The sequence below is a fragment of the Citrobacter sp. RHB35-C21 genome (genome assembly GCF_013816515.1).
Lineage (GTDB): Bacteria > Pseudomonadota > Gammaproteobacteria > Enterobacterales > Enterobacteriaceae > Citrobacter > Citrobacter braakii.
The window spans coordinates 3,104,349-3,130,816 of sequence record NZ_CP057147.1; the positions used below are offsets into that span (position 1 = coordinate 3,104,349).

Annotated in this window: 22 protein-coding genes and 2 tRNA genes; 9 read left to right on the top strand and 15 right to left on the bottom strand. The window is 52.8% G+C overall.

The window, feature by feature from the left end:
- Positions 1 to 5: 5 nt before the first annotated feature.
- The gene (gene potD, locus HVZ39_RS15140; RefSeq protein WP_181633702.1) at positions 6 to 1,052 is read left to right on the top strand and encodes a spermidine/putrescine ABC transporter substrate-binding protein PotD; all 1,047 of its coding nucleotides are present in this window, start codon (positions 6 to 8) and stop codon (positions 1,050 to 1,052) included.
- Between the two features lie 51 nt (positions 1,053 to 1,103).
- On the opposite strand, the gene cobB is transcribed toward potD, so the two are convergent.
- From cobB to lolC, 5 genes are all read right to left on the bottom strand, one after another.
- Positions 1,104 to 1,925 carry a Sir2 family NAD+-dependent deacetylase gene (gene cobB / locus HVZ39_RS15145; protein WP_181632632.1) on the bottom strand — a complete coding sequence of 274 codons (822 nt, stop codon included), beginning with the start codon at positions 1,923 to 1,925 and terminating at the stop codon, positions 1,104 to 1,106.
- A gap of 15 nt (positions 1,926 to 1,940) precedes the next feature.
- Positions 1,941 to 2,852, bottom strand: coding sequence for an N-acetylglucosamine kinase (nagK, locus tag HVZ39_RS15150; RefSeq protein WP_181632633.1), 912 nt, complete (start codon positions 2,850 to 2,852; stop codon positions 1,941 to 1,943).
- A 141-nt stretch (positions 2,853 to 2,993) separates the two neighbouring features.
- Complete coding sequence (gene lolE / locus HVZ39_RS15155; protein ID WP_181632634.1) at positions 2,994 to 4,238, bottom strand: lipoprotein-releasing ABC transporter permease subunit LolE; 1,245 nt, start codon at positions 4,236 to 4,238, stop codon at positions 2,994 to 2,996.
- Positions 4,238 to 4,939 carry a lipoprotein-releasing ABC transporter ATP-binding protein LolD gene (gene lolD / locus HVZ39_RS15160; RefSeq protein WP_003832278.1) on the bottom strand — a complete coding sequence of 234 codons (702 nt, stop codon included), beginning with the start codon at positions 4,937 to 4,939 and terminating at the stop codon, positions 4,238 to 4,240. The genes lolE and lolD overlap by 1 nt, the downstream gene beginning before the upstream one ends.
- A complete protein-coding gene (gene lolC, locus HVZ39_RS15165; RefSeq protein ID WP_003030806.1) occupies positions 4,932 to 6,131 on the bottom strand; it encodes a lipoprotein-releasing ABC transporter permease subunit LolC in 1,200 nt (399 codons plus the stop codon). Before lolC ends, lolD begins: the two co-directional genes overlap by 8 nt.
- A gap of 261 nt (positions 6,132 to 6,392) precedes the next feature.
- Here lolC and HVZ39_RS15170 point away from each other — a divergent pair, with 261 nt between their 5' ends.
- From HVZ39_RS15170 to HVZ39_RS15180, 3 genes are all read left to right on the top strand, one after another.
- Positions 6,393 to 7,457, top strand: coding sequence for an acyltransferase family protein (locus tag HVZ39_RS15170; RefSeq protein ID WP_181632635.1), 1,065 nt, complete (start codon positions 6,393 to 6,395; stop codon positions 7,455 to 7,457).
- A gap of 118 nt (positions 7,458 to 7,575) precedes the next feature.
- On the top strand, positions 7,576 to 11,022 hold the full coding sequence (mfd, locus tag HVZ39_RS15175; RefSeq protein ID WP_016152681.1) for a transcription-repair coupling factor: 3,447 nt from the start codon (positions 7,576 to 7,578) through the stop codon (positions 11,020 to 11,022).
- Between the two features lie 148 nt (positions 11,023 to 11,170).
- Entirely contained in the window at positions 11,171 to 12,136 is a 966-nt protein-coding gene (locus HVZ39_RS15180) for a L,D-transpeptidase family protein (RefSeq protein WP_094761493.1), read from the top strand.
- 85 nt (positions 12,137 to 12,221) lie between these two features.
- Here the strand turns inward: HVZ39_RS15180 and bhsA are convergent, their stop codons facing one another.
- Positions 12,222 to 12,479, bottom strand: coding sequence for a multiple stress resistance protein BhsA (gene bhsA, locus HVZ39_RS15185; protein WP_029139491.1), 258 nt, complete (start codon positions 12,477 to 12,479; stop codon positions 12,222 to 12,224).
- 243 nt (positions 12,480 to 12,722) lie between these two features.
- On the opposite strand from bhsA, the gene comR reads away from it, so the two are divergent.
- Together comR and HVZ39_RS15195 are read left to right on the top strand one after the other, a co-directional pair.
- Positions 12,723 to 13,358 (top strand): TetR family copper-responsive transcriptional repressor ComR, encoded by a 636-nt coding sequence (gene comR / locus HVZ39_RS15190; protein WP_016156207.1) that lies wholly within the window; start codon positions 12,723 to 12,725, stop codon positions 13,356 to 13,358.
- 254 nt (positions 13,359 to 13,612) lie between these two features.
- On the top strand, positions 13,613 to 15,793 hold the full coding sequence (locus HVZ39_RS15195) for a TonB-dependent siderophore receptor (protein WP_019076496.1): 2,181 nt from the start codon (positions 13,613 to 13,615) through the stop codon (positions 15,791 to 15,793).
- 57 nt (positions 15,794 to 15,850) lie between these two features.
- Here the strand turns inward: HVZ39_RS15195 and HVZ39_RS15200 are convergent, their stop codons facing one another.
- From HVZ39_RS15200 to hinT, 8 genes are all read right to left on the bottom strand, one after another.
- Positions 15,851 to 16,390, bottom strand: a complete 540-nt coding sequence (locus tag HVZ39_RS15200; protein ID WP_003030814.1) for a glycine zipper 2TM domain-containing protein — start codon at positions 16,388 to 16,390, stop codon at positions 15,851 to 15,853.
- A gap of 167 nt (positions 16,391 to 16,557) precedes the next feature.
- On the bottom strand, positions 16,558 to 17,862 hold the full coding sequence (gene ndh / locus HVZ39_RS15205) for an NADH-quinone dehydrogenase (protein WP_181626219.1): 1,305 nt from the start codon (positions 17,860 to 17,862) through the stop codon (positions 16,558 to 16,560).
- 236 nt (positions 17,863 to 18,098) lie between these two features.
- Entirely contained in the window at positions 18,099 to 18,641 is a 543-nt protein-coding gene (ycfP, locus tag HVZ39_RS15210) for an alpha/beta hydrolase YcfP (RefSeq protein ID WP_003030817.1), read from the bottom strand.
- Between the two features lie 21 nt (positions 18,642 to 18,662).
- Positions 18,663 to 19,688: a beta-N-acetylhexosaminidase gene (gene nagZ / locus HVZ39_RS15215; RefSeq protein WP_016152675.1), complete on the bottom strand. Its 1,026-nt coding sequence runs from the start codon at positions 19,686 to 19,688 to the stop codon at positions 18,663 to 18,665.
- 10 nt (positions 19,689 to 19,698) lie between these two features.
- Positions 19,699 to 20,523, bottom strand: a complete 825-nt coding sequence (gene thiK, locus HVZ39_RS15220; RefSeq protein ID WP_181632636.1) for a thiamine kinase — start codon at positions 20,521 to 20,523, stop codon at positions 19,699 to 19,701.
- The gene (gene lpoB, locus HVZ39_RS15225; protein ID WP_016152673.1) at positions 20,504 to 21,145 is read right to left on the bottom strand and encodes a penicillin-binding protein activator LpoB; all 642 of its coding nucleotides are present in this window, start codon (positions 21,143 to 21,145) and stop codon (positions 20,504 to 20,506) included. Before lpoB ends, thiK begins: the two co-directional genes overlap by 20 nt.
- A 13-nt stretch (positions 21,146 to 21,158) precedes the next feature.
- Positions 21,159 to 21,533, bottom strand: coding sequence for a YcfL family protein (locus HVZ39_RS15230; protein WP_019076489.1), 375 nt, complete (start codon positions 21,531 to 21,533; stop codon positions 21,159 to 21,161).
- A gap of 2 nt (positions 21,534 to 21,535) precedes the next feature.
- Entirely contained in the window at positions 21,536 to 21,895 is a 360-nt protein-coding gene (hinT, locus tag HVZ39_RS15235; RefSeq protein WP_016156204.1) for a purine nucleoside phosphoramidase, read from the bottom strand.
- A 347-nt stretch (positions 21,896 to 22,242) separates the two neighbouring features.
- Between hinT and fhuE the strand changes: the two genes are divergently transcribed.
- Positions 22,243 to 24,429, top strand: coding sequence for a ferric-rhodotorulic acid/ferric-coprogen receptor FhuE (gene fhuE, locus HVZ39_RS15240; RefSeq protein ID WP_181632637.1), 2,187 nt, complete (start codon positions 22,243 to 22,245; stop codon positions 24,427 to 24,429).
- Between the two features lie 98 nt (positions 24,430 to 24,527).
- Here fhuE and HVZ39_RS15245 read toward each other — a convergent pair.
- A tRNA-Asn gene (locus tag HVZ39_RS15245) sits at positions 24,528 to 24,603 on the bottom strand.
- A 160-nt stretch (positions 24,604 to 24,763) separates the two neighbouring features.
- Here HVZ39_RS15245 and HVZ39_RS15250 point away from each other — a divergent pair.
- A complete protein-coding gene (locus HVZ39_RS15250) occupies positions 24,764 to 26,251 on the top strand; it encodes an EmmdR/YeeO family multidrug/toxin efflux MATE transporter (RefSeq protein WP_049040618.1) in 1,488 nt (495 codons plus the stop codon).
- 99 nt (positions 26,252 to 26,350) lie between these two features.
- Positions 26,351 to 26,426 (top strand) — tRNA-Asn (locus tag HVZ39_RS15255).
- The last annotated feature ends 42 nt before the right edge of the window (positions 26,427 to 26,468 follow it).

The following is a 26,468-nucleotide window of genomic DNA, read 5'->3' on the forward strand; positions in this document are numbered from 1 at the left end:
AAATGATGAAAAAATGGTCACGCCACCTGCTCGCGGCGGGTGCTCTGGCACTGGGCATGAGCGCCGCTCACGCTAATGACAACAACACGCTCTATTTCTATAACTGGACCGAGTATGTCCCGCCTGGACTGCTGGAGCAGTTCACCAAAGAGACCGGCATTAAGGTTATCTATTCGACCTACGAGTCGAACGAAACCATGTACGCCAAGCTCAAAACCTATAAAGACGGCGCATACGATCTGGTGGTTCCGTCCACCTATTACGTCGATAAAATGCGCAAAGAAGGCATGATCCAGAAGATCGACAAGTCGACGTTGACCAACTTCCACAACCTCGATCCGGAAATGCTCAACAAGCCATTCGACCCCAACAATGACTACTCTATCCCGTATATCTGGGGTGCGACGGCCATTGGCATCAATAGCGATGCCATCGACCCGAAAACAGTAACCAGCTGGGCCGATCTGTGGAAACCAGAGTACAAAGGTAGCCTGCTGTTAACGGATGATGCGCGTGAAGTGTTCCAGATGGCGCTGCGCAAGCTGGGATACTCCGGCAATACCACCGATCCTAAAGAGATTGAAGCCGCCTATAACGAGTTGAAGATGCTGATGCCTAACGTCGCGGCATTTAACTCTGACAACCCGGCCAACCCGTATATGGAAGGCGAAGTCAATCTGGGGATGGTGTGGAACGGCTCCGCGTATGTTGCGCGTCAGGCAGGTACTCCGCTGGAAGTGGTATGGCCGAAAGAAGGTGGGATTTTCTGGATGGACAGCCTGTCTATTCCAGCGAACGCAAAAAATAAAGAAGGTGCGCTGAAGCTGATTAACTTCCTGCTACGCCCGGACGTGGCGAAAGAAGTCGCGGAAACCATCGGTTATCCGACGCCAAACCTGGCAGCACGTAAGCTGTTAAGCCCTGAAGTCGCGAACGATAAAACCCTCTACCCTGATGCAGAAACCATCAACAAAGGGGAATGGCAGAATGATGTCGGTTCCGCCAGCGCTATCTATGAAGAGTATTATCAGAAGCTGAAAGCAGGACGCTAATTCAGCGTTGTAAGGAATGCCCGATAGCGCTGCGCGTATCGGGCAAAAAAATCACAGTCCTTTCAATAATTTCTCAACAAACTCAGGCACCACCTGGCTTGCCGGACCGTAATACTTCTCTTCAAACTCGCTTCCTACCTGGCTCGGTTCGAGATTTAGCTCTACCGTATGCGCCCCATGTAGTCGAGCTTCATGCACAAACCCCGCTGCCGGGTATACATGGCCCGATGTACCAATCGCAATGAACACATCGCCCATTGCCAGTGCCATATAAATTTCATCCATGCCCAGTGGCATTTCACCAAACCACACCACGTGCGGGCGCAGCGGCGCCGGAAACTGGCAACAATGGCATTTATCTTCCGCAGTCACATCGCCAGTCCACTCCAGAATCTGCCCGCTTTGCGAACAGCGAACCTTGAGCAGTTCGCCGTGCATATGGATTACGTTCTGGCTGCCCGCACGTTCATGCAGGTTATCAATGTTCTGCGTCACCAGTAAAAAACGGTCACCCAGCTCGGCTTCGAGTTTTGCCAGCGCGATATGCGCCGCGTTAGGCTGGATTTCTGATTGTTGCAACTGATGACGACGGGCGTTATAAAACGACTGGACCAGCTGCGGATTACGACTAAATCCTTCCGGAGTCGCAACGTCCTCTACCCGATGTTCTTCCCAGAGACCATCCGCCGCGCGAAAGGTTCGAATTCCTGACTCAGCGGAGATTCCCGCTCCCGTCAGTACCAACACTCTTGGTTTTTCCATCAATTCAGGCACCACTCTGTCTCTGAAAAAGATTCGTTGACGCAGGCGATCGCGCATATGGCGTTTATTTTTACGAAAGCGGCTTAACCGATGACCCCGGCGCGACAGCATAACAACCTCTTTGTATTAATCGGTAAGATGTAGGAAAGCGGCTCCGCGCATCCCGCCCGCATCACCGTGTCGCGCCTGCTCAATACGCGGCACCCGGGCAACCGGCAGCAGATGACGTGGCAGTCGGTCCGCCAGTTGCGTCGTAATAGCGGTAAAATTCGACAAGCCTCCGCCAATCACCACCAAATCAGGATCGACGATAGTCAGGATATTCCCAAGGCACACCGCCAGCAAATCCAGATAGCGTTCAACATGGGCACGTGCTTGTTCATCACCCTGCTCCCACAGCGCGATAATTTCCCGGGCATCCAGCGATTGATGGTAGTAATGCTGATACAACCATGCAAATCCACCGCCGGAAAGATAGCTTTCGATGCATCCCAGTTGACCGCACCCGCAGCGGCGCAATGGGAAATCAAAGCCCATCAACGTCAGCGCATCGACTGGCAAACGGATATGACCAAACTCGCCGGTGATATAGCTGCGTCCGGTGATGGATTTCCCGTTAAGCACCAGACCGCCGCCAACACCGGTGCCGAGGATCAACCCCATCACGAGCGGATATTGGGTGAACTCGTCATCCCAGGCTTCGGAGAGGGCAAAACAGTTAGCATCGTTATCCAGACGCACATCGCGGTCAAGGCGAGCGCTGAGATCGGCGCGGAGTGGCTTACCACTGGCAGCAGGAACGTTGGCCGCATACAGCGTGCCGTCTTCCGTCTCCGGCATGCCAGGAATGCCGATGCCGACCGAACCTTTAACGCCGAACCGCTGGTCCGCTTCCGCCACCAGATTGCAGACCGCATCAAGGAAAGCGTCATAGCTGTCGCGAGGCGTAGGGACGCGTGTTTCCCATTGCAAACGACGTTGCTTATCAAACACGCCCAGCGCAATTTTGGTTCCGCCGATGTCAAATCCGTAATACATCACCGCTCCTTGATACACGTCATCCTTCAAGATGCCTTGGGGTTGGCTGCGCCCTCACCCTCCAGTCACATCGTTATCTATGCTCGTGGAGATTTCGGTTTGCCGCCTTACCGCCGCATGAATGCTTTCGTGTATATATTGTTATTGGCCGCTAAGTACTCTCGCAGGATCAATATTGCTGGCGCGACGCGCCGGATACCAACTTGCCAAAAGACTCAGCACGAGTGCTGTCACCAGCACGTAAATCACATCCAGCCAGTGTAATTCCGATGGCAGGAAGTCAATGAAATAGATATCGCCGGACAGGAACTGATGGCCGATAAGAGCTTCAATCCCGTTAATGATCGGCGTCAGTTGCAGCGAGACAACCACCCCAATGACGACGCCTATCAGGCTACCGAACAGCCCCGCCAGCAGGCCGTACCAGACAAAAATGGCACGGATAAGGCCATCTTTAGCCCCCAGGGTTCTTAATACCGCAATATCGCCGCTCTTGTCTTTTACCGCCATCACTAACGTGGAAACGATATTAAAACAGGCCACGCCAATCACCAGCACCATCGCCAGATACATAATGGCGCGGATCATCTGGATATCGCGATACATATAACCGTAAGTACCGATCCAGCTCTTAATGTACACATAGTTATTGGTGACTTCACCCGCGTCTCGCACCAGCTTATTAGCGTTAAACACGTCGTTCACTTTCAGCGCGATCCCGGAAACGCTGGATCCCATATCCAGGTATTGCTGCGCATCTTCCATTGGGATCATGGCAAAGCTGTGATCGAGCTGACCGCTCAGTTGCAGGATCCCCGTGACGTGCAAACGCACGCGTTTAGGCTGCTGTAACTTATGATCCGCACTGGCGTTAGGGATCATAATCGATACCCAGTCGCCCTGCTTCACCTTCAGCGCATCGGCAATTCCCTTACCAATAATGATTTGTTGCTCACCAGCTTTGAAATTATCCCATGCGTGGTTTTGCACAAACGAGGGTAGCGCGCTTAAACGCTGCTCCTGCTGCGGATCAACGCCCTTCACCTGCACTGCGCGTAGGTTCGCCCCACTCTCCACCAACCCGGTAAAGTTAATATAAGGCGCCGCAGCAGCAATGCCTGGTACCTTCTGTACCTTGTCGAGCGCTTCCTGCCAGTTGTTCCACGGCTGATTCACGGCTTCAATCTCACCGTGCGGCACCACGGCCAGAATACGGTGGTTAAGCTCACGCTCAAATCCGTTCATGGCGCTTAAGCCGACGATCAACACCGCGACGCCCAACGCAATGCCAACGGTGGAAATCACGGAAATCAGCGAGACCATGCCGCCGCGCCGCCGACCACGGCTAAAACGCAGACCAATCAATAACGATAAAGGCGAAGCCATTACTCAGCTCCCATCAGGCTCAGTTCAGCCGTCAGGCGACCATCGCGCATTTCAAGCTGGCGGCTCATGCGCTTCGCCAGTTGCAGATCGTGTGTCACCACCAAAAATGCCGTGCCCTGAGAGCGGTTCAGCTCACCCAGAAGCTCGAAAATGCTGTCCGCGTTACGCGCATCAAGGTTACCCGTTGGCTCATCCGCCAGTACCAGGCGCGGGTTATTCACCAGCGCACGAGCGATGGCCACGCGCTGGCGTTCACCGCCCGACAGTTCAGACGGACGATGGCTGGCACGATGGTCCAGCCCTACTGCTTTCAGCATATCCCGTGCGCGCTCGGTGATTTCAGCCGGTTTTTTCTTGCCGATCAGCAACGGCATCGCCACGTTTTCCAGCGCGGTAAAGTCCGGCAGCAGATGGTGGAACTGATAAATGAAGCCCAGCTTCTGATTACGCAGTTCCGCTTTCGCCGCCGACGAGAGTTTGCTCATCGGCTGACCGCTAAAAATGACATCGCCGGAAGTTGGCGTATCCAGACCGCCTAACAGATGCAGCAACGTACTCTTACCGGAACCGGAGCTGCCGACAATCGCCATCATCTCACCTTCACCGACGCAAAAACTGACATCGTGCAGTACATCGGTCTGCACTGTGCCTTCCTGATAGCGTTTGCACAGGTTGTCGCATTGCAACAGGATCTTATTCATAACGTAAAGCCTCAGCGGGTTGAGTGGCGGCAGCGCGCCAGGAAGGATAAAGCGTAGACAGCAGCGCGATGGCCATCGCCACCAGCGCAATGACGATAACCTGCAGCGGCTCAATGGCGACCGGCAGCGCAGCCCCATCCAGAAGCACACCGATAATTGGCATCAGGTTGTTCAGTTGACTGGCGAGTAATGCGCCCAGCACCGCGCCCAGCAGCGCGCCGATAATCCCGGCACTGGCCCCCTGAACCATAAACACCATCATTATCTGCCGCGGCGTCAGCCCCTGCGTTTGTAGAATCGCCACTTCCCCTTGCTTCTCCATTACCATCAGACCCAGCGAGGTAATAATATTAAATGCCGCCACCGCCACGATCAGGCTAAGCAGCAGCCCCATCATGTTTTTCTCCATACGCACGGCCTGGAACAATTCCCCTTTGCGCTCGCGCCAGTCCTGCCATTTGGTACCTTGCGGCAGCGTTTGCTGGCTCAGCGTATCAACCTTTAACGGTTCGTTGAGCCACAGACGCCAGCCGGTAATATTGCCCACCGGGTAACGCATCAAACGTGACGCATCCTGGATGTTGGTCAGCATCTGGTAGCCGTCGACTTCGCTGTTGGCGGCAAAGGTGCCAATTACCGTAAACAGACGCTGACTCGGCAGACGCCCCATCGGGGTAAACTGGCTGGCTGAGGGCACCATCACGCGAATTTGATCGCCACGATTAACACCCAGTTGCCCGGCAAGCTGCTCTCCGAGGATGACATTATACTTACCCGGCTGCAGATCTGTTTGCTTCACATTGACCAGATATGGCGTTAATGGATCTTTTTGCGCCGGGTCAATACCCAGCATCACGCCGACTGCCACGCTACGCGCACTTTGCAGTACCACATCCCCCGTGGTTATCGGTGCAACGCGGTTGACGCCGTTCAACACCACCGCTTTTTCCGGTAGCTGTTGCGGGTTTAGGGAACCCTGTTCAGACGAGAGGACGGCCTGAGGCATCAGGCCAAGAATATTGTTTTGCAGCTCGCGCTCGAAACCGTTCATCACCGACAACACCGTAACCAGCGCCATTACCCCGAGAGTAATGCCAATGGTGGAGAGCCAGGAAACGAAGCGACCGAAGCGATCTGCTGCACGCCCACGCATATAACGCAGGCCGATGAATAGAGCGACAGGTTGGTACATGAAATCCGTCTGGTTGCTGTTAGCAAAGTCACGAGTATATAAGCGAAAGCGGAATGGGTAAATGACTGAACCGTAAGTGTTCGTCAGCACTATTCTTAAAAGTATAAATAAATCAAACCGCTAAAGTTGTCCCTCTTCCCTACAACCCCGATCCCTGACCTTTATCCTAAAAAAACAAAATGCAGACAGTTACGCATTACAGCGCACAGCGGGTTGCGCAGGATGGCAGGCTATTGCAATCAATATGGATGCGCCGTCTCAATGAATAAAAAAGAACTATGGATTAATCAAATCAAGGGGTTATGCATTTGCCTGGTGGTGATTTACCACTCGGTGATCACATTTTACCCGCACCTCACCACTTTTCAGCATCCACTGTCAGAGGTGCTGAGCAAATGCTGGATTTACCTCAATTTGTACCTGGCACCGTTTCGCATGCCGGTGTTTTTCTTTATTTCGGGGTATCTGATCCGTCGCTACATCGATAACGTCCCGTGGACAACCTGCGTGGATAAACGGATCTGGAGTATCGCCTGGGTGCTGGTGCTTTGGGGTGTGGTGCAATGGCTGGCGTTGGTGGCGCTCAATAACTGGCTTGCCCCGCAGCGCGATCTGACCCATGCCGCCAACGCCGCTTATGCGGATTCGATTGCGGATTTTACCCACGGGATGCTGACCGCCAGCACCAGCCTGTGGTATCTGTACGCGCTGATTGTCTATTTTGTTCTGTGTAAAATTTTCAGCCGTTGGGCGATACCGTTGTTAGCATTATTTGTGGCGCTGAGCGTGGCGATCAATTTTTTCCCGACCCCGTGGTGGGGAATGAACAGCGTGATTCGCAATTTGCCCTGGTATAGCCTCGGCGCATGGTTTGGCGCAACGCTGATGGCGTGGATCAAGGAGGTGCCCCTGCGCCGTCATGCGGTCATTGTTCTGGGTTGCACAATCGTCGCCGTCGTCGCGTGGCTGGCAAATGTCTCGCTATTGCTTTCTCTCCTTTCCATTGTGTTGATCATGAAGCTGTTTTATCAGTTCGAGCTCCACTTTGGCATGCGCGCGTCCAGTCCGTTAAGCGTGATTGGCGCCAATACCATCGCCATCTACACCACACACCGTATTCTGGTTGAGCTGTTCAGCTTAACGCTTATCCCCAAAATCAATCATGCCGCCTGGCCTGCATACGCGGAGCTGGCCCTGCTACTGGTGTATCCGTTCGCCTGTCTGCTGCTGTGCACCCTGTTTGGCCTGCTGGTGCGTAAGATTTCACAAAAAACCGTGGCCGATCTGCTCTTTTCCCCGCCCTCTTTATCGCTCGCCTCGCGCTAACCCCTTCGCGCTTTTTGCCCCCATTCGGGGGCGAATCAATTTGCTTATGAGAAACGATCACGGATAATAAAGAACATTGCTTATCAGATGTATATCTAAATGAGATCCTGACAACCGAATGCCTGAACAACATCGTTACACGCTCCCAACGGGCGCTTCCGATCAGCGCCAGTTGGGTGAGCTTACGGGTGCCGCCTGCGCAACGCTGGTCGCCGAAATCGCCGAACGTCACGCGGGTCCAGTGGTGCTGATCGCGCCGGACATGCAAAATGCTTTGCGTCTGCATGATGAAATTCGTCAGTTTACTGACCAGATGGTGATGAACCTGCCCGACTGGGAAACGCTTCCCTATGACAGCTTTTCTCCCCATCAGGAGATTATCTCCTCACGGCTCTCCACGCTGTATCAACTGCCCGCCATGCAGCGCGGTGTGCTGATCGTTCCGGTAAATACGCTGATGCAGCGTGTCTGTCCGCACAGCTATCTGCACGGTCATGCGCTGGTCATGAAAAAAGGCCAGCGGCTTTCGCGCGACGCCCTGCGCGAACAACTGGACAGTGCTGGCTACCGCCATGTTGATCAGGTCATGGAACACGGCGAATACGCCACGCGTGGCGCGTTGTTAGATCTGTTCCCGATGGGCAGCGAATTACCTTATCGTCTGGATTTCTTTGATGACGAAATCGACAGCCTGCGTCTGTTTGATACTGACACTCAGCGCACGCTGGAAGAAGTCGATGCCATTAATTTGCTGCCCGCACACGAATTCCCGACTGACAAAACGGCCATTGAGCTGTTCCGTAGTCAGTGGCGTGATACGTTTGAGGTAAAACGCGACGCCGAGCATATTTATCAACAGGTCAGCAAAGGCACGTTACCTACGGGGATTGAATACTGGCAACCGCTGTTTTTCAGCGAGCCGCTGCCGCCGCTGTTCAGCTACTTCCCCGCCAATACGTTATTAGTAAATACCGGCGATATCGAGACCAGCGCAGCACGCTTCCAGGCCGATACCCTGTCACGCTTTGAGAATCGCGGTGTTGATCCGATGCGCCCGCTTCTGCCACCGGAATCGCTGTGGCTGCGGGTTGATGAGCTGTTTTCTGAACTTAAACGCTGGCCGCGTGTTCAGTTGAAAACCGAGAGTCTGCCGAAGAAAGCGGCGAATACCAACCTCGGGTTCCAGAAACTGCCGGATATCGCCGTTCAGGCACAGCAAAAAGCACCGTTAGATGCATTACGTAAATTCCTTGAAGGCTTTACCGGTCCGGTAATTTTCTCGGTGGAAAGTGAAGGACGCCGGGAAGCGCTAGGCGAACTGCTCGCCCGCATCAAAGTCGCGCCGAAGCGGATATTGCGACTCGACGAAGCCGTAGACAACGGTCGTTATCTGATGATTGGCTCAGCCGAGCACGGCTTCATCGATAGCAAACGCAATCTGGCGCTGATTTGTGAAAGCGATCTGCTCGGTGAACGCGTGGCGCGCCGCCGCCAGGATTCTCGTCGCACCATCAACCCGGATACGTTAATTCGTAACCTCGCGGAGCTGCATCCCGGTCAGCCAGTGGTGCATCTGGAGCACGGCGTGGGTCGCTATGCCGGTATGACCACGCTGGAAGCAGGCGGCATTACCGGTGAATACCTGATGCTCACCTATGCCAACGACGCCAAACTGTACGTGCCGGTGTCGTCGCTGCATCTGATAAGCCGCTACGCTGGCGGCGCGGAAGAGAATGCGCCGCTGCATAAACTGGGCGGCGATGCCTGGTCACGCGCCCGACAGAAAGCCGCTGAGAAAGTCCGCGATGTCGCGGCAGAGCTGCTGGATATTTATGCCCAGCGCGCAGCGAAAGAAGGCTTTGCCTTTAAACATGACCGTGAACAGTACCAGCTGTTTTGCGACAGCTTCCCGTTTGAAACTACGCCCGACCAGGCGCAGGCGATCAACGCGGTACTCAGCGATATGTGTCAACCGCTGGCCATGGACCGCCTGGTGTGTGGCGATGTCGGCTTTGGTAAAACCGAAGTCGCGATGCGTGCCGCCTTTCTCGCCGTAGAGAATCACAAGCAGGTTGCCGTGTTGGTACCGACCACCCTGCTCGCTCAGCAGCACTTCGACAACTTCCGCGACCGCTTTGCCAACTGGCCGGTACGCATTGAGATGCTGTCCCGTTTCCGTAGCGCCAAAGAGCAAGCGCAGATTCTGGAGCAGGTTGCCGAAGGTAAAATCGATATTCTCATCGGCACTCACAAACTGCTGCAAGCGGATGTGAAGCTAAAAGATCTGGGGCTGCTGATTGTCGATGAAGAGCACCGTTTCGGCGTTCGCCACAAAGAACGTATCAAGGCAATGCGCGCGGATGTAGATATTCTGACTCTGACGGCAACGCCAATTCCACGCACGCTCAACATGGCGATGAGCGGCATGCGCGATCTGTCGATCATCGCCACACCGCCCGCTCGTCGTCTGGCGGTCAAAACCTTCGTGCGCGAATATGACAACCTGGTGGTACGCGAGGCTATCCTGCGTGAAGTTATGCGCGGGGGACAAGTTTATTATCTCTTTAACGACGTCGAAAATATCCAGAAAACCGCTGACCGATTAGCGGAACTGGTGCCGGAAGCGCGCATTGGTATCGGCCACGGGCAAATGCGCGAGCGCGAACTGGAACGCGTGATGAACGATTTCCACCATCAGCGTTTTAACGTGCTGGTGTGTACCACCATTATCGAAACCGGGATCGACATTCCCACTGCCAACACCATCATCATTGAACGAGCTGACCACTTCGGTTTAGCGCAATTGCATCAGCTACGGGGTCGTGTGGGACGCTCACACCATCAGGCATACGCCTGGCTGCTAACGCCGCATCCAAAAGCGATGACCACCGACGCACAAAAACGCCTGGAAGCCATCGCCTCGCTGGAAGATTTAGGTGCAGGTTTTGCGCTGGCGACCCACGACCTCGAAATTCGTGGCGCAGGGGAACTGCTGGGCGAAGATCAAAGTGGCTCCATGGAAAGCATCGGCTTCTCACTGTATATGGAGCTGCTGGAAAACGCTGTCGATGCGCTCAAAGAAGGGCGTGAACCGTCGCTGGAAGATCTCACCAGCCAGCAAACCGAAGTCGAACTGCGCATGCCATCGCTTCTGCCGGATAACTATATCCCGGATGTCAACACGCGACTGTCGTTCTACAAGCGCATTGCCAGTGCGAAAGGCGAAACCGAGCTGGAAGAAATTAAGGTCGAGCTGATAGACCGTTTTGGCCTGCTGCCCGACCCGGCCCGGACGTTGCTGGATATTGCCCGTTTACGCCAGCAGGCGCAGAAACTGGGGATCAGAAAGCTCGAAGGCAATGAAAAAGGCGGTACTATTGAGTTTGCCGAGAAAAACCACGTTAACCCGGTCTGGCTAATTGGTTTACTGCAAAAACAACCGCAGCACTTCCGTCTGGATGGTCCAACACGCCTGAAATTCATGCAGGAGTTGGGCGAGCGTAAAGCACGGATCGACTGGGTTCGCCAGTTTATGCGTCAGCTTGAAGAGAACGCCGTAGCCTAGATTCAAGCCGGGTGAGCCCTCCGCTCACCCGGCCTGATGAATTTACAAACTCTTTGCACTTCCCTGCACTTCCCGACACTGCAAACCGCCATAATTCTTGTTTACTTTTACATAATAAAAACCACGTAAAAACAATGGATTTATGGTGATGTTAAACAATAAACGACTCTCTCGTTGGTTAGCATTTTTTACGCTTGCCGCGACCTTCGCGTTAGCACTTCCGGTCCAGGCAAATACCTGGCCGCTGCCGCCACCGGGAAGCCGCGTGGTGGGTCAGAATGCCGTTCATGTTGTCGAAGACAATGGCGGTTCTCTGGAAGCGATTGCGAAAAAATACAATGTCGGCTTTCTGGCGCTGCTACAGGCCAACCCCGGCGTTGACCCTTACGTACCACGTCCGGGCAGCGTGCTGACTATTCCGTTACAAACCCTGCTGCCGGATGCGCCACGCGAAGGCATTGTTATCAACCTCGCCGAACTGCGTCTTTATTATTACCAGCCGGGGACAAATTCGGTGACCGTGTATCCTATTGGTATTGGCCAGTTAGGCGGTGACACGCTGACGCCCACAATGGTAACCACCATCTCTGATAAACGTGCCAACCCAACCTGGACGCCTACGGCAAATATCCGCGCGCGATACAAAGCGAACGGGATCGACCTTCCTGCCGTAGTGCCTGCCGGGCCGGATAACCCGATGGGCCATCATGCCATTCGCTTAGCGGCATACGGCGGCGTGTATCTGCTGCACGGAACTAATGCTGATTTTGGCATTGGAATGCGCGTCAGTTCCGGCTGTATTCGTCTACGCGACGGTGATATCGAAACCCTGTTCCGTCAGGTGAAGCCAGGAACCAAGGTCAATATTATCAATACGCCAATCAAAGCATCTGTTGAACCTAACGGCGTGCGCCTGGTTGAAGTACACCAGCCGTTGTCCGAAAAAATCAATGACGACCCGCAATTGCTGCCGATCGTGCTGAACGCATCCATGCAGACGTTTAAGAATGCGGCGCAAACGGACTCTGCCGTCATGGAACATGCGATGGAGATTCGCTCAGGCATGCCGGTCGATGTCACCCGTCATCACGACGTTGCTCAACAACCGCTGTAAACTCAGCGCATAAAAAACCCCCGCTGGATTTTATTCCGCGGGGGTTTTTTATTTAACTCGCAGTGGCATTGCGATGGGTTAAATCTTATTTGTAGATAACTGCAGTCCCGTGGAGGGTGTTAGGACCGGTAACGGAAGTAATACGGAAAGACTTCGCCCCCATCTCATCCGCTTTCTGCGCCAGTTGATCTTCCAGAGAACCTAAGTTAGTCCCCGCATTCGCAGAAATAGTACCGACTTTCTGTTGGCCCGCAGGTGTGGCCTGAACTTCAACGGCAGCAAAGCTTGCAAATGAGAGTGAGCTAAGAACAGCAGCAACAAACAGAGTTTTTACGTTTTTCATGATAGTGACCTTTAGCAGATGAATGTGTGTCGCAAAGATTAACTTAACGATCGATAGGTAAATCATAGATGTGATCCAGGTCACACGTCAACATTTTTTTGTAATGATCGTTATATAAAATACAAAGACCTTATTTTTCATATCAATAGCGTTAAATTATTTTTATCGCTAATCCGCTGGAGTGTGCAGTCGAATATTTTTATAATGGTTATTCAATAAACCCAACAAAGGTACATCGGCGCCATGACAACTGAAATGACAGGTTGTGCTAAAAAAAGCCGTGGCCGACCAAAAGTGTTCGACAGGGAAGCCGCGCTTGATAAGGCCATGACACTCTTCTGGCAGCACGGGTATGAAGCGACATCGCTCGCCGATCTCGTAGAAGCAACTGGCGCAAAAGCGCCCACGCTGTATGCGGAGTTCACCAATAAAGAGGGGTTGTTTCGTGCCGTACTGGACCGCTACATCACTCGCTTCGCGGCGAAACATGAAGCCCAGTTATTTTGTGAAGAAAAAAGTCTTGAGTGCGCGCTGGAAGACTATTTCACCGCAATAGCGACCTGCTTTACCAGTAAAGACACCCCGGCGGGATGTTTCATGATTAACACATCTGCGACACTGGCGGCCTCTTCCCGGGATATTGCGCACACGGTGAAATCCCGCCATGCCATGCAGGAACAGACGCTTACCCAGTTCCTTCACCAGCGTCAGCAACGAGGCGAAATTCCGGCCCATTGCGACGTGCAAAAACTGGCCGAATACCTGAACTGTATTTTACAGGGTATGTCGATCAGCGCCCGTGAAGGCGCAACGTTTGAAAAACTGATGCAGATCGCACACACGACTCTGCGACTGTGGCCTGAACTTATCAAAGTTTAACCCTTTCCCGCTATTTCCCCGCAGTACTGACACCACCGGGAGCTGATTAAGCCCCCGGTTAGATTTCCGCGGATTACCCCTACATTATTCAGTGTTTTCATCATCTTATCCGATCATTTTTGTAAAATGTATTGATAACAACAATTATTATCAGCAATATTCGCATTTGTTTTAACGCCCGTTTCACAATGTAACTATCGGTTTCTCTACCGCCATAACAAAAACAGATCGACTCTTTTTTAAAAGGAATACAAATGCATAAGCGTCTCTGGGTGCTCAATCCTCTCTTGTTGTCTTTAACTCTCCCAGCCATCGCGGCTGAGGAAGATAACCTCATCGTCAGTGCCAACCGTAGCCAACGCACCGTGGCAGAAATGGCGCAAACGACCTGGGTTATTGAAGGAAGCGAGATTGAACAGCAGGTTCAGGGGGGGAAAGAGTTCAAAGATGTTCTTGCTCAGTTAATCCCAGGAATCGATGTCAGCAGCCAGGGGCGCACAAACTACGGCATGAATATGCGCGGTCGTGCCATCGTAGTACTGATAGACGGTGTCCGTCTGAACTCCTCGCGTACTGACAGCCGTCAACTTGATTCTATTGATCCGTTTAACATCGCACACATTGAAGTCATCTCAGGTGCAACCTCACTGTATGGCGGCGGCAGTACCGGTGGGTTAATCAACATTGTCACCAAAAAAGGCCAGCCGGAGCGTGAAGTAGAACTCGAACTGGGGAGTAAAAGCGGCTTCAATAACAGTAACGATCATGATGAACGCGTTGCCGCGGCGGTGAGCGGAGGAACCGATCGCGCTTCCGGGCGTATGTCCGTCGCGTATCAACGGTTTGGCGGCTGGTATGACGGCAATCACGATGCCCTGCTGCTGGATAACACCCAAACTGGCCTGCAACACTCCGATCGTCTGGACGTGATGGGCACCGGGACGATTGAGCTTGACGACAACCGTCAGTTACAACTGGTTACGCAGTATTATAAGAGCCAGGGGGATGACGATTACGGACTGGATCTTGGCGAGAACATGTCCGCCGTGACGGGAAACGGTAAGGCTTATACCAGCAGCGGACTGAATTCCGATCGTATTCCCGGCACCGAGCGTCATCTGATCAGCCTGCAGTATTCAGACGCGGATTTCTTCGGCCAGAACCTGGTCAGCCAAATCTATTACCGTGACGAATCGCTGAAATTCTACCCCTTCCCTACGCTGAGCAAAGGCAAGGTCACCAGTTTCTCCGCATCGCAGCAGGACACAGACCAGTTTGGTGCCAAAATCACCCTCAACAGCCAGCTGATGGACAACTGGGAGCTGACGTGGGGTGTCGATGCCGATCACGAAACCTTCGATTCCAATCAGAAATTCTTCGATCTGGCCTGGTCCCTGCCCTCCGGCGGTATGGACAACCGAACCGCTTATACCACCGGGCGTTACCCCGGTTACAGCATCACCAACTTCGCGCCTTTCCTGCAGAACAGCTATGACATTAACGACATCTTTACCCTCAGCGGCGGTGTGCGCTATCAATGGACCGAAAACAGGGTGGATGATTTCGTGGGCTATGCCCAACAACAGGGAATTGCCACCGGTCTGGCAAACTCCGCCGATACCATTCCTGGCGGTAAAACCGATTACGATAATTTCCTGTTTAACGCCGGTATTCTCGCCCACCTGACCGACCGTCAGCAGACATGGTTTAACTTCTCTCAGGGCGTGGAGCTTCCGGACCCGGGGAAATATTACGGTAACGGCACCTATTCCCTGGTTGGCGATCATTACCAGCTCCAGCGCAGCGTCAACGTGGCGGACTCACGCCTGGAGGGGATTAAAGTTAACTCCTACGAACTGGGATGGCGCTACACTGGCGACAGTCTGCGCACGCAGCTGGCCGCTTACTACTCTACGTCGGATAAATCGATCGTTATCAACCGTAGCGATATGACCATTAACGTCCAGCCTGATGATCGCCGTATTTATGGCCTTGAAGGTGCGGTGGATTATTTCATTGCGGATACGGACTGGAGTCTGGGCGGCAACTTCAACGTCATTAAATCGGAAGTGAAGCAAAACGGTAAGTGGCAGAAATGGGATGTCACCCTGGCTTCCCCGTCCAAAGCCACCGCGTGGGTCGGCTGGGCACCTGAACCGTGGACATTGCGTGTACAGAGCCAGCAAACATTTGATCTGACGGACGCCAGCGGCAATAAGCTGGACGGCTATAACACGATGGACTTTATCGGCAGCTATCAGCTCCCGTTGGGTAAACTGACCTTTAGCGTGGAAAACCTGCTGAATGAAGAGTACACCACGCTGTGGGGACAACGTGCGCCACTGCTGTACAGCCCCACCTACGGTAGCCCGTCACTGTATGAATACAAGGGCCGGGGCCGCACGTTTGGTCTGAACTACGCCTTAACCTTCTGATAAAAAAAGCCCCCCAGCCTGAGCGAATGGGGGGCTAATGTTCAGGATAATGCTATTTTACGCTTTGTTATTTAGTACCAACTGTCCGTTGTTATCCAACGGAATTTGCGCGCCGGGGTCCTTATCCATACGGATTTTCCCCTGCTGATCGCCAATTTTGTACGTCACGTCGTAGCCCAGCATTTTTTCAGATTTGTCATACACCGTTTTACAACGCTGCTGCGTAGTAGTGTACGTATCATTTTCTTGCATCGAACCCTGGATCTGGTTACCTGCATAACCGCCGCCTAAAGCACCGGCCACGGTAGCAATATCTTTACCGCGTCCGCCGCCAAACTGATGGCCGATAACGCCACCAGCAACCGCACCCAGCACGGAACCCGCGATACGGTTTTCATCTTGTACCGGCTTACGGTGCGTGACCGTCACGTTCCGACACTCCTGGCGCGGTGTTTTTACCGACTCTTTAATCGGTGTTGCAGAGACAACTTGTGCATACTGTGGGCCACGCTCGAAAACGTTAAGACTGGCCACCGCTGCAACACCCAGCGCAGCAGCTACGCCAATCCCTATACCCGCCAACATAGATTTATTCACGGGACTTCCTCCTTTTTTGCTATTAGCAACAACTTTGCAACAGAAGGTAAGGAATGCCAATCAGATTACGGATGAAAATAGCACGAGGAGGAGCGAAGGCAGGATGATTCGGAGAACTCTGAAGGAAGGCGTCGGATAAGTACAAACATCCGACGCCATAAGCCGTATTAATGCAGTTTCAGACGCGGGCGGATCACCCGGTTAATGCTGCCAACCAGCATCATCAGACCGGTTTTAAAGTAACCGTGCAGAGCAATCTGGTGCATGCGGTACAGTGAGATGTACACAAAGCGCGCAATACGCCCTTCTACCATCATCGAACCACGGGTCAAGTTACCCATCAGGCTACCCACGGTAGAGAAGTTAGAAAGTGAAACCAGAGAGCCGTGGTCTTTGTACTGATACGCTTTCAGCGGCTTGCCGTTCATCTGCGCCAAAATGTTGTTCATTGCGCAGCTTGCCATCTGGTGCGCAGCCTGAGCGCGCGGCGGCACAAAACCACCTTCCGGGCGAGCGCAGGAAGTGCAGTCGCCAATCGCGTACACGTCGGGATCGCGCGTGGTCTGCAGAGTCGGCTCAACCACCAGTTGGTTAATACGATTGGTTTCCAGACCGCCAATGTCTTTCATAAAGTCTGGCGCCTTGATCCCCGCAGCCCACACCATCAGATCGGCTTCAATGTACTCGCCATCCTTGGTATGCAGTCCGCCTTCATCAGCGCTGGTTACCATCGTCTGGGTCAGTACGCGTACACCCAGTTTGGTTAACTCATTATGCGCAGCACTGGAAATACGCGGCGGCAACGCAGGCAGAATACGCTCCCCGGCTTCTACCAGCGTAACGTTCAGCGCTTCGTTGGTCAGCCCTTTGTAACCATAGCTGTGCAGCTGTTTTACCGCATTGTGCAGCTCGGCTGAGAGTTCAACCCCCGTCGCACCGCCGCCGACAATGGCGATATTTACTTTGCCGTTAGCGCCCAGATTCGCGGAATACTTCAGGAACAGATTCAGCATCTCCTGGTGGAAACGACGCGCCTGATGCGGGTTATCCAGGAAAATGCAGTTTTCTTTGACGCCCGGCGTATTGAAATCGTTGGAGGTACTGCCCAACGCCATCACCAGCGTGTCATACGGGACTTTTCGCTCAGGAACCAGCAGCTCACCCTTCTCATCGCGCAACTCGGCAAGAGTAATGGTTTTCGCTTCGCGATCGATATCCACCACCGAACCCAACTGAAACTGGAAACCGTGGTTACGGGCATGCGCCAGATAGCTCAGCGCATCCACGCCTTCGTCCAGGGAACCCGTCGCGACTTCATGCAGTAACGGTTTCCATAAATGGCTGTGGTTTCTGTCCACCAGCGTGATTTTGGCCTTTTTCTTGCGCCCCAGCTTTTTACCCAGCTGCGTCGCCATTTCCAGTCCGCCAGCACCGCCGCCGACAATCACGATTCTTTTTAATGGTGTAGTCAACGTGACCCCCTTAAATTTATTAACCAATTGTTAATTAAAAGTTATAGGCATAGCCTTTAATTAACAACAAGTTACGATAATGAAAATGTTCTTCGAGAGTGAGAATAACACGAACGGTGCATTGGTCATACCAAAATTGATGTGTATCAAGTTTTGATGCTGAAAAGATAGACAACACGAACTTTAAGAACAAAAAAACCAGCCCGAAGGCTGGTTTTTTACACGTTCATTGAGGATTAACCTAACGTCTTGAACGCTTTGATGCGCTGCAAATGCGGGGAGATATTCTTAAACTTGTGCGTCTGCTCTTCGTCCCAGACTATCTCGTAAAAGTGATGCAGCTCTTCTGACGAACGCTGACTATTGAGCGCTTCATCATGACGTGACAGGATCACCAGGCAGCGATCGCGATTCTTTTCGCGGAAATTGGTCACGCATTTTGTCGCGATATCGGCATACTCTTCAGGCCTGTCGATTTTTCCTTCCATGTTCTCATACGGGAACAGGTTGGGATTAAACACTACCTGACGAATATCACACAGAAAACCAATCCGTTCAGCCCAATATCCCCCGAGCCCCACGCCACAAATCAGCGGACGGTCGTCCACATTAAGCTGCAGCATTTTGTCCACTTCTTTCAGTAGATGCTGCATGTCATGTTTAGGATGCCGCGTACTGTAGCTAATCAGTCTGACATCCGGGTCGATGAACTGCAGCTGCAACACCTTTTCGTGGTTGCCCGGGCTGTTAGAGTCAAAACCGTGTAAATAGATAATCATCGCATCCTCGCCAAACTTGCGTTAATGACCTGCTTTCTCTTCCTGCCAGCGCTCATGAAGCTGGTTGAGCTGGGCGCTTACCGTCTTCCAGCGTGCCGAGTCCATCAGTTCCTGACGTGAAAATGAACCTTTATGATACAAACGTGTAACACGTTCTGCATTGATCGGCGACAGATTATCTAACACACTGACCGCTCCCTTACGATTATTGCAGACCAGGATCATATCGCAACCCGCATCCAGCGATGCCTGACCACGCTCCGCATAGCTTCCCATAATCGCCGCCCCTTCCATCGACAAATCATCGGAGAAAATGACGCCATCGAAACCAAGCTCCTGACGCAGCACCGTTTTCAGCCAGTGTGGCGAACCGCTCGCCGGACGCGGGTCCACGTCACTGTAGATGACATGCGCAGGCATAATGGCATCGAGTTTGTTTTCCGTAATCAACGTCTGGAACACGGACATATCTTTTGCACGAATTTCGGCTTCTGAACGTGGATCGGTTGGGGTTTCTTTATGCGAATCCGCCGTCACTGCCCCATGACCGGGGAAATGTTTACCGGTAGTTTTCATGCCAGCGGCATGCATACCGTCAATGAAGCGAGTCGCCATAGCCAGCGCTTTCCGCGGATCGGCATGGTAAGAGCGTTCGCCAATCGCCGCGCTGATATGCCCCACATCCAGCACCGGCGCAAAACTGATATCTATATCCATTGCGATCATTTCGCTGGCCATTAGCCATCCGGCGTCCTGAGCCAGATTGCCGCCGTCTTCCAGACCGTGCAGCGCAGCAAAGGATTGGGCCGCGGGCAGACGCGTAAATCCTTCGCGAAAACGCTGTACCCTGCCGCCTTCCTGATCTACCGCCACCACCAGATGATTGCGTGATGCCGCGCGAATCTGGCGCACTAATTCACGCAACTGTTCCGGGTCATGATAATTTCGGGTAAAGAGGATCAACCCACCTACCAGCGGATGCGCCAGAATCTCACGCTCTTCAGCGTCCAGCTCATACCCTTCGACATCCAACATTACTGGGCCCACACTGCTCTCCTTATCCTTTCATTATTAGCTGCCGCCAGGTTTCATCGGCCAGCCTGATAAATTGTCGATCGCCGGTTTGTCGCCAGCGATACTCAAACCACCCCGCTTTCAGCATTATGACCCAGGGCCGCCATCGTCTGACCTGCCGCCACAGCGCGTTTTGTTCAATGTGCACTCGTTGGGCGTAGGCGCTAACCAGCCGTTGGTGCTGAGATTCGTCGTTGACCCAAACCGCCGCCAGCTCCAGAGCGATATCACCGTCTCCGGCATATTCCCAGTCAATCAGCCGCAGCCCTGATGCTGTACGTACGATGTTGTCACCGTGGACATCCATATGCAGAGGCCCCAGACGCAAAGGTCGAGGCTCACCGCTTTTCCTGAGTCGCTTCAACGCTCGCAACCAGCATGGCGTCCGACGCGCCGGATCGCCACACTGCCAGTACTGTTCGAGTAGCGGCAGCAGACTGATTCGCCAGCCCAATTGGGGTTGTTGGTGCAGATGATACAATAAGCCAGCGAGTTCGTCGGCGTCCGGCAATCTGGATTCTACCTTACCGTGAAAAAAGTCGACCGCCATCCACCCACGTATATAAAAGCGGGGGCGCGGCGCAAGGCTTTCAGGCAGGTGCTTTAACGCGTGATAGTGGCGTAAGAAATGCGATTCCGGCGCGTCAGGGTCGTGATGACAGCGCAACACTAAGCGGTGGGTATCGTGTTCGATGATGCAGCTCCCGCCGCTCAGGCCGCTCTGGTTGGCTACGACGGGACAATACTGCGGGAAATAGCGCGACAACACCTCGTCGCGCCTTAGCCGGTTATTGTTGCTGTACGGCACCTTTACCTGACCAGATTATCTCGCCAGTTTGTACCAGCATTAATTGCATTTGCAGGGCCGGCGAATTGACGTTGCCGGAGGCGCTGGAATAGAGCACATACTGTGCGCCAACGTTACGGGCGATACCAATCGCTTTGCTGCGCGTTCCCAGACTGTCGTTCGGCGACAGACCTAACTGCTGTTTGGCGACAGCCAACTGCTGGGCGGAAACCAGGGTAAACTTGCCGTTATTCGCCAGCGCGTTCCTCAAGGTCTCGGTAGCTTCACCGGCATTCAACGAGCCGTTGGTCCGGTTATTCACGCTATCAACCAGCAGAACGCCTCCCGCTTTGACGCCGTCAGCCTGCAGCATTTTACCGACCATCGGCTGCATAGCCCCGTTCCAGTCATAGTGACGTTGACGTGGCGTCGGCTGCGCCGTTTGGTCCTCGTGCTCAATCGGACCCGGCTGCTGCGGTATGCTTGGCACCGTTGGTACAACCGGCACCGGCTGTTGCGGCTGCGCGGGCTGTTCCGGCACCGGCTTCACTTCCTCTACGGGGGCGGGCTCACGTTGCGCCACACAGCCAGAGAGAAACATCGCCAGCGCGGCAATCAGTGCGTAGCGATTCATTTTGATCATCAAGATTCACCCCTTACAAATAAAGATAAAGTCTAACCTTGTGCGCCCCCAAAAAATTGGCGCTGCCATACAGCGTCACCGACGAATGAGCCGGGATAGTCACACTGCGTGGCGCTTCCAGAGGATGCATTTCCAGTCCTCTGGCGTCATACCAGTAAAACCGATAATGAACAGTAACGGGTTCTTGTCTTTCGTTATAAAGTCGCGAGGATGCTGAGGCCTGAATATCAGACGTGGTTAACGTCGGTTGTTCTGCTGTAATGCCCGACGCCAGAATCGTTGATTCCATCACCAGCGACTGTTCATCACTTACCGGAATTTCAGGATGTGCCCGACAGCCAGCCAGTAGCAGCAAGCTCAGTGAAAGTGCAATGCATCCTCTGGTCATGCTTACAGACCTTTATGCGCAAGCATTGGACCAAGCGCACGCCCACCCAGCAGGTGCATATGAATGTGATACACCTCCTGACCGCCGTGACGATTGGTATTCATAATTAAACGATACCCATCCGCAGCAATGCCTTCCTGCTCGGCGATTTTCGCCGCTACGGTGATCATGCGACCCAACGCCTGCTCGTGTTCCGCCGTCACATCGTTGACGGTCGGGATCAGGACGTTAGGAATGATCAGAATGTGCGTAGGTGCCTGAGGGGAAATATCACGAAACGCAGTGACCAGTTCATCCTGGTACACGATATCTGACGGAATTTCACGACGGATAATTTTGCTGAATATAGTTTCTTCTGCCACGACGTTTTCCTTTTTCATTAACAGCCCAAGCGTTATGCCATGCTACGCCGGGTCACTCTGCGAGTATAGAGTATGAGCGAGTTACTCACGCTCTTTCAACTTTAACCCTCGATTTTTTAAGCAAAAAGCCCTGCCACTGCTGTTCTTATAACCATTTCCCGTCGCTATTGCTTAAGCATAGTACTGAAACAACATTTCATTTATGCCGTAGCATCTGTTTACACATTGAATGTGAATGCGTATATTTCGCATTTGCATTCAATGCAAACTTAATAATTTACAACCAAAAAGTTCATCGCAACCTCAGTGATTCGAACTTAATATTAATAATTATCAAGGACTTTTCGATGTCTTTCACAACACTCAACGGGGATGACCAGCGCCAATCGGGGCTTGCCCCTTCTGTACTGGCAGCCTGCATCACGTTAGCACTATTGCCTTCCACCAGCCTCGCAGCCCCTGCTGAAGAGACGGTTATCGTTGAGGGCTCTGCTCCAGCTACATCCAGCGAGGAGCAGGATTACAGCGTTAAATCAACGACTGCTGGCACCAAAATGCAGATGACGCAGCGCGATATTCCGCAATCGGTCAGCATTATCAGTCAGCAGCGCATGGAAGATCAGCAACTGCAAACGCTGGGCGATGTGATGGACAACACGTTGGGGATAAGCAGAAGTCAGGCGGATTCAGATCGCAGTAGCTATTACTCTCGCGGATTTCAGATTGATAACTATATGGTCGATGGGATTCCGACCTATTTTGAATCCCGCTGGAATCTCGGTGATGCCCTTTCCGACACGGCCCTTTTTGAGCGTGTCGAAGTGGTCCGTGGCGCAAACGGGCTAATGACCGGGACGGGTAACCCCTCAGCCTCGATTAATATGATCCGTAAGCATGCCACCAGCCGCGAGTTCACCGGTAATGTTTCTGCGGAATATGGCAGTTGGAATAAACAACGATATGTGACCGATCTTCAAAGCCCGCTCACGGCAGACGGCAACGTGCGCGGGCGCATCGTGGCGGGCTACCAGAATAACGACGCCTGGCTTGATCGCTACAATAGCGAAAAAATGTTCTTCTCCGGGATTGTCGATGCCGATCTGGGCGACACCACCAGCCTGTCTGCGGGTTATGAATACCAGCGCATTGATATCAACAGCCCTACCTGGGGTGGATTGCCGCGCTGGAATACCGACGGCAGTAAAAACAGCTATGACCGCTCGCGCAGCACTGCGCCGGACTGGGCGTACAACGATAAAGACTTCAACAAAGTGTTTGTCACCATCAAGCAACGTTTTGCCGATACCTGGCAGGCGACAATGAATGCCACCCACTCCGAGGTCAAGTTCGACAGTAAAATGATGTACGTCGATGCCTATGTCAATAAAGCCGATGGCACGCTGATTGGCCCGTATGGCAGCTATGGTCCGGGCTATGACTACGTCGGAGGTACCGGCTGGAACAGCGGCAAGCGTAAGGTAGATGCCGTCGATCTGTTCGCCGACGGTGGTTACGACCTGTTTGGTCGTCAGCATAATCTGATGCTGGGCGGCAGCTACAGTAAACAGAATAACCGTTACGAAAGCGCGTGGGCGAACGTATTCCCCAACGAAATCGGCAGCTTCTATACCTTCGATGGTAACTTCCCGGAAACCAACTGGAACCCGCAGTCATTGGCTCAGGACGATACCACGCACATGAAATCGCTCTACGCCGCAACACGTATTTCGCTAGCCGACCCACTTCATTTGATTGTCGGCGCGCGTTATACCAACTGGCGTATCGACACCCTCGCCTACAGCATGGAACAAAACCACACCACGCCGTATGCGGGCCTGGTGTATGACATTGACGATAACTGGTCTACGTACGCCAGCTATACCTCAATCTTTCAGCCGCAGAACAAGCGCGACAGTTCCGGTAAATATCTTTCCCCAATTACCGGCAATAACTATGAACTTGGCCTGAAGTCCGACTGGATGAACAGCCGTTTAACCACCATCCTCGCGGTGTTCCGCATTGAACAGGATAACGTGGGCCAATCAACCGGCGTACCAATTGCCGGTAGCAATGGCGACACGGCCTATAGAGCGATGGATGGAACGGTCAGCAAAGGGGTCGAATTCGAAGTTAACGGTGCGATCACCGATAACTGGCAGATGACGTTCGGCGCGACACGCTATGTTGCTGAAGACAACGAAGGCAATGCGGTAAACCCGAACCTACCGCGTACCACAGTAAAACTGTTTACCCGTTATCGCCTGCCAGCCATGCCGGAACTGACCGTGGGCGGTGGGGTTAACTGGCAGAATCGTGTTTATAGCGATACGGTCACGCCGTATGGCACATTCCGCGCGGAACAGGGAAGCTACGCCCTGGTCGATTTATTCACTCGCTATCAGGTGACGAAAAACGTCTCTGTGCAGGGTAACCTCAATAACCTGTTCGATAAAACCTACGACACCAATGTCGACGGATCTATCGTCTATGGCGAGCCGCGCAACGTCAGCGTCACCGCCAGCTATCAGTTCTGATTCGAAACACATCACGCTCCACCTGCTCGTCAGGTGGATGCACTGGACTGAGAAAAAAAAAAGCCCGCTTAAGTTTCCTTAAGCGGGCTTCTTAAATATGGCTCCTCTGACTGGACTCGAACCAGTGACATACGGATTAACAGTCCGCCGTTCTACCGACTGAACTACAGAGGAATCGTTGTGGAGGCTTATCTTAGCGGCGAAAAAAATTTTGTCAAACCCCATTTCCCCGAATAAGTTTCAATTGATGCTTCTCTCGACAGTTTGATGCATTTCCAGACATTTTAAATGGAAAAAACTTTGCAGCTTTTTGGTTTCTCCCTCATCATTTGAAATGAGGTTTCAACTTTCTTCTTTAAGGTCCACTTTGAACGTCTCCGCTGCCTTACGCCAGGTCGCTTCCCGCACGCCCTGGTATGCCAAACGCAAGAGTTATAAGGTTCTCTTTTGGCGCGAAATCACTCCGCTTGCTGTCCCCATTTTTCTGGAAAACACCTGTGTGCTGTTGATGGGCGTACTGAGTACCTTCCTTGTTAGCTGGTTGGGAAAAGAAGCAATGGCTGGCGTTGGTCTCGCCGACAGTTTCAATATGGTCATCATGGCGTTTTTTGCCGCCATCGATCTGGGAACCACGGTGGTGGTAGCATTTAGCCTGGGAAAACGAGATCGTCGACGGGCAAGGGCAGCAGCCAGACAATCGCTGGTGATCATGACGATTTTTGCTACCGTGCTGGCAGCGGTCATTCACTATTTTGGTGAACAGATTATTGACGTTGTCGCCGGTGAAGCAACCCCCGACGTTAAGGCTTTGGCTCTCACCTATCTGGAACTAACGGTGCTCAGCTACCCGGCGGCAGCCATTGCTTTGATCGGTAGCGGCGCACTTCGCGGAGCCGGAAATACCAAAATTCCGCTGTTGATTAATGGCGGTATGAATATCCTAAATATCATCATCAGTAGCATCCTGATCTACGGGGTCTTTTCCTGGCAAGGGCTGGGATTTGTGGGGGCAGGACTCGGGCTGACCATTTCACGCTACATCGGTGCGTTCGCCATTATCTGGGTGCTGATGATTGGTTTTAATCCGGCACTGCGTATTCCCTTCAAAAGCTATTTTAAGCCGCTCAATCTCGCCATTATCTGGGAAGTTATGGGGATCGGTATTCCGGCAAGTATTGAGTCAGTGCTATTTAATGGCGGTAAACTGTTAACGCAGATGTTTGTCTCCGGCATGGGAACCAGCGTAATTGCCGGAAACTTCATTGCCTTTTCTATCGCCGCGCTCATCAACCTGCCGGGGAATGCTTTAGGCTCCGCGTCGACAATCATTACCGGCAGGCGTCTGGGAAATGGTCAGATTGCCCAAGCGGAAATCCAGTTACGCCATATATTCTGGCTCTCAACAATCGGCTTAACCGCCATCGCCTGGCTAACCGCCCCTTTTGCCGGCGTTATGGCCTCATTTTATACCCACGATCAGGATGTAAAAGAGGTCATAGTCATCCTAATTTGGCTCAACGCAGCGTTTATGCCGATATGGGCGGCATCCTGGGTGCTACCATCAGGGTTTAAGGGCGCACGTGATGTGCGTTTTGCGATGTGGGTATCGATGTTGGGCATGTGGGGCTGTCGCGTTGTGGCGGGTTACACCTTGGGAATTGTATTAGGATGGGGCGTAGTCGGCGTTTGGTTAGGGATGTTCTTCGACTGGGCCGTGCGCGCCGCGTTATTTTACTGGCGTATGGTTACAGGCCGCTGGTTATGGAAATACCCTCGCCCCGAGCGTGAAAAGTGCATAAAACAACCGGTTGCGTCTGAATAAGCGGCGAAATGGGGAATATTTCAGCAAACGATCGCATTTATCTATTCAGGCTTTGACAACGCTGAGTGGCATCGCTAATATTCGCCTCGTTCACACGATTCCTCTGTAGTTCAGTCGGTAGAACGGCGGACTGTTAATCCGTATGTCACTGGTTCGAGTCCAGTCAGAGGAGCCATATTTAAGAAGCCTGCTTAGGAAACTAAGCAGGATTTTTGCA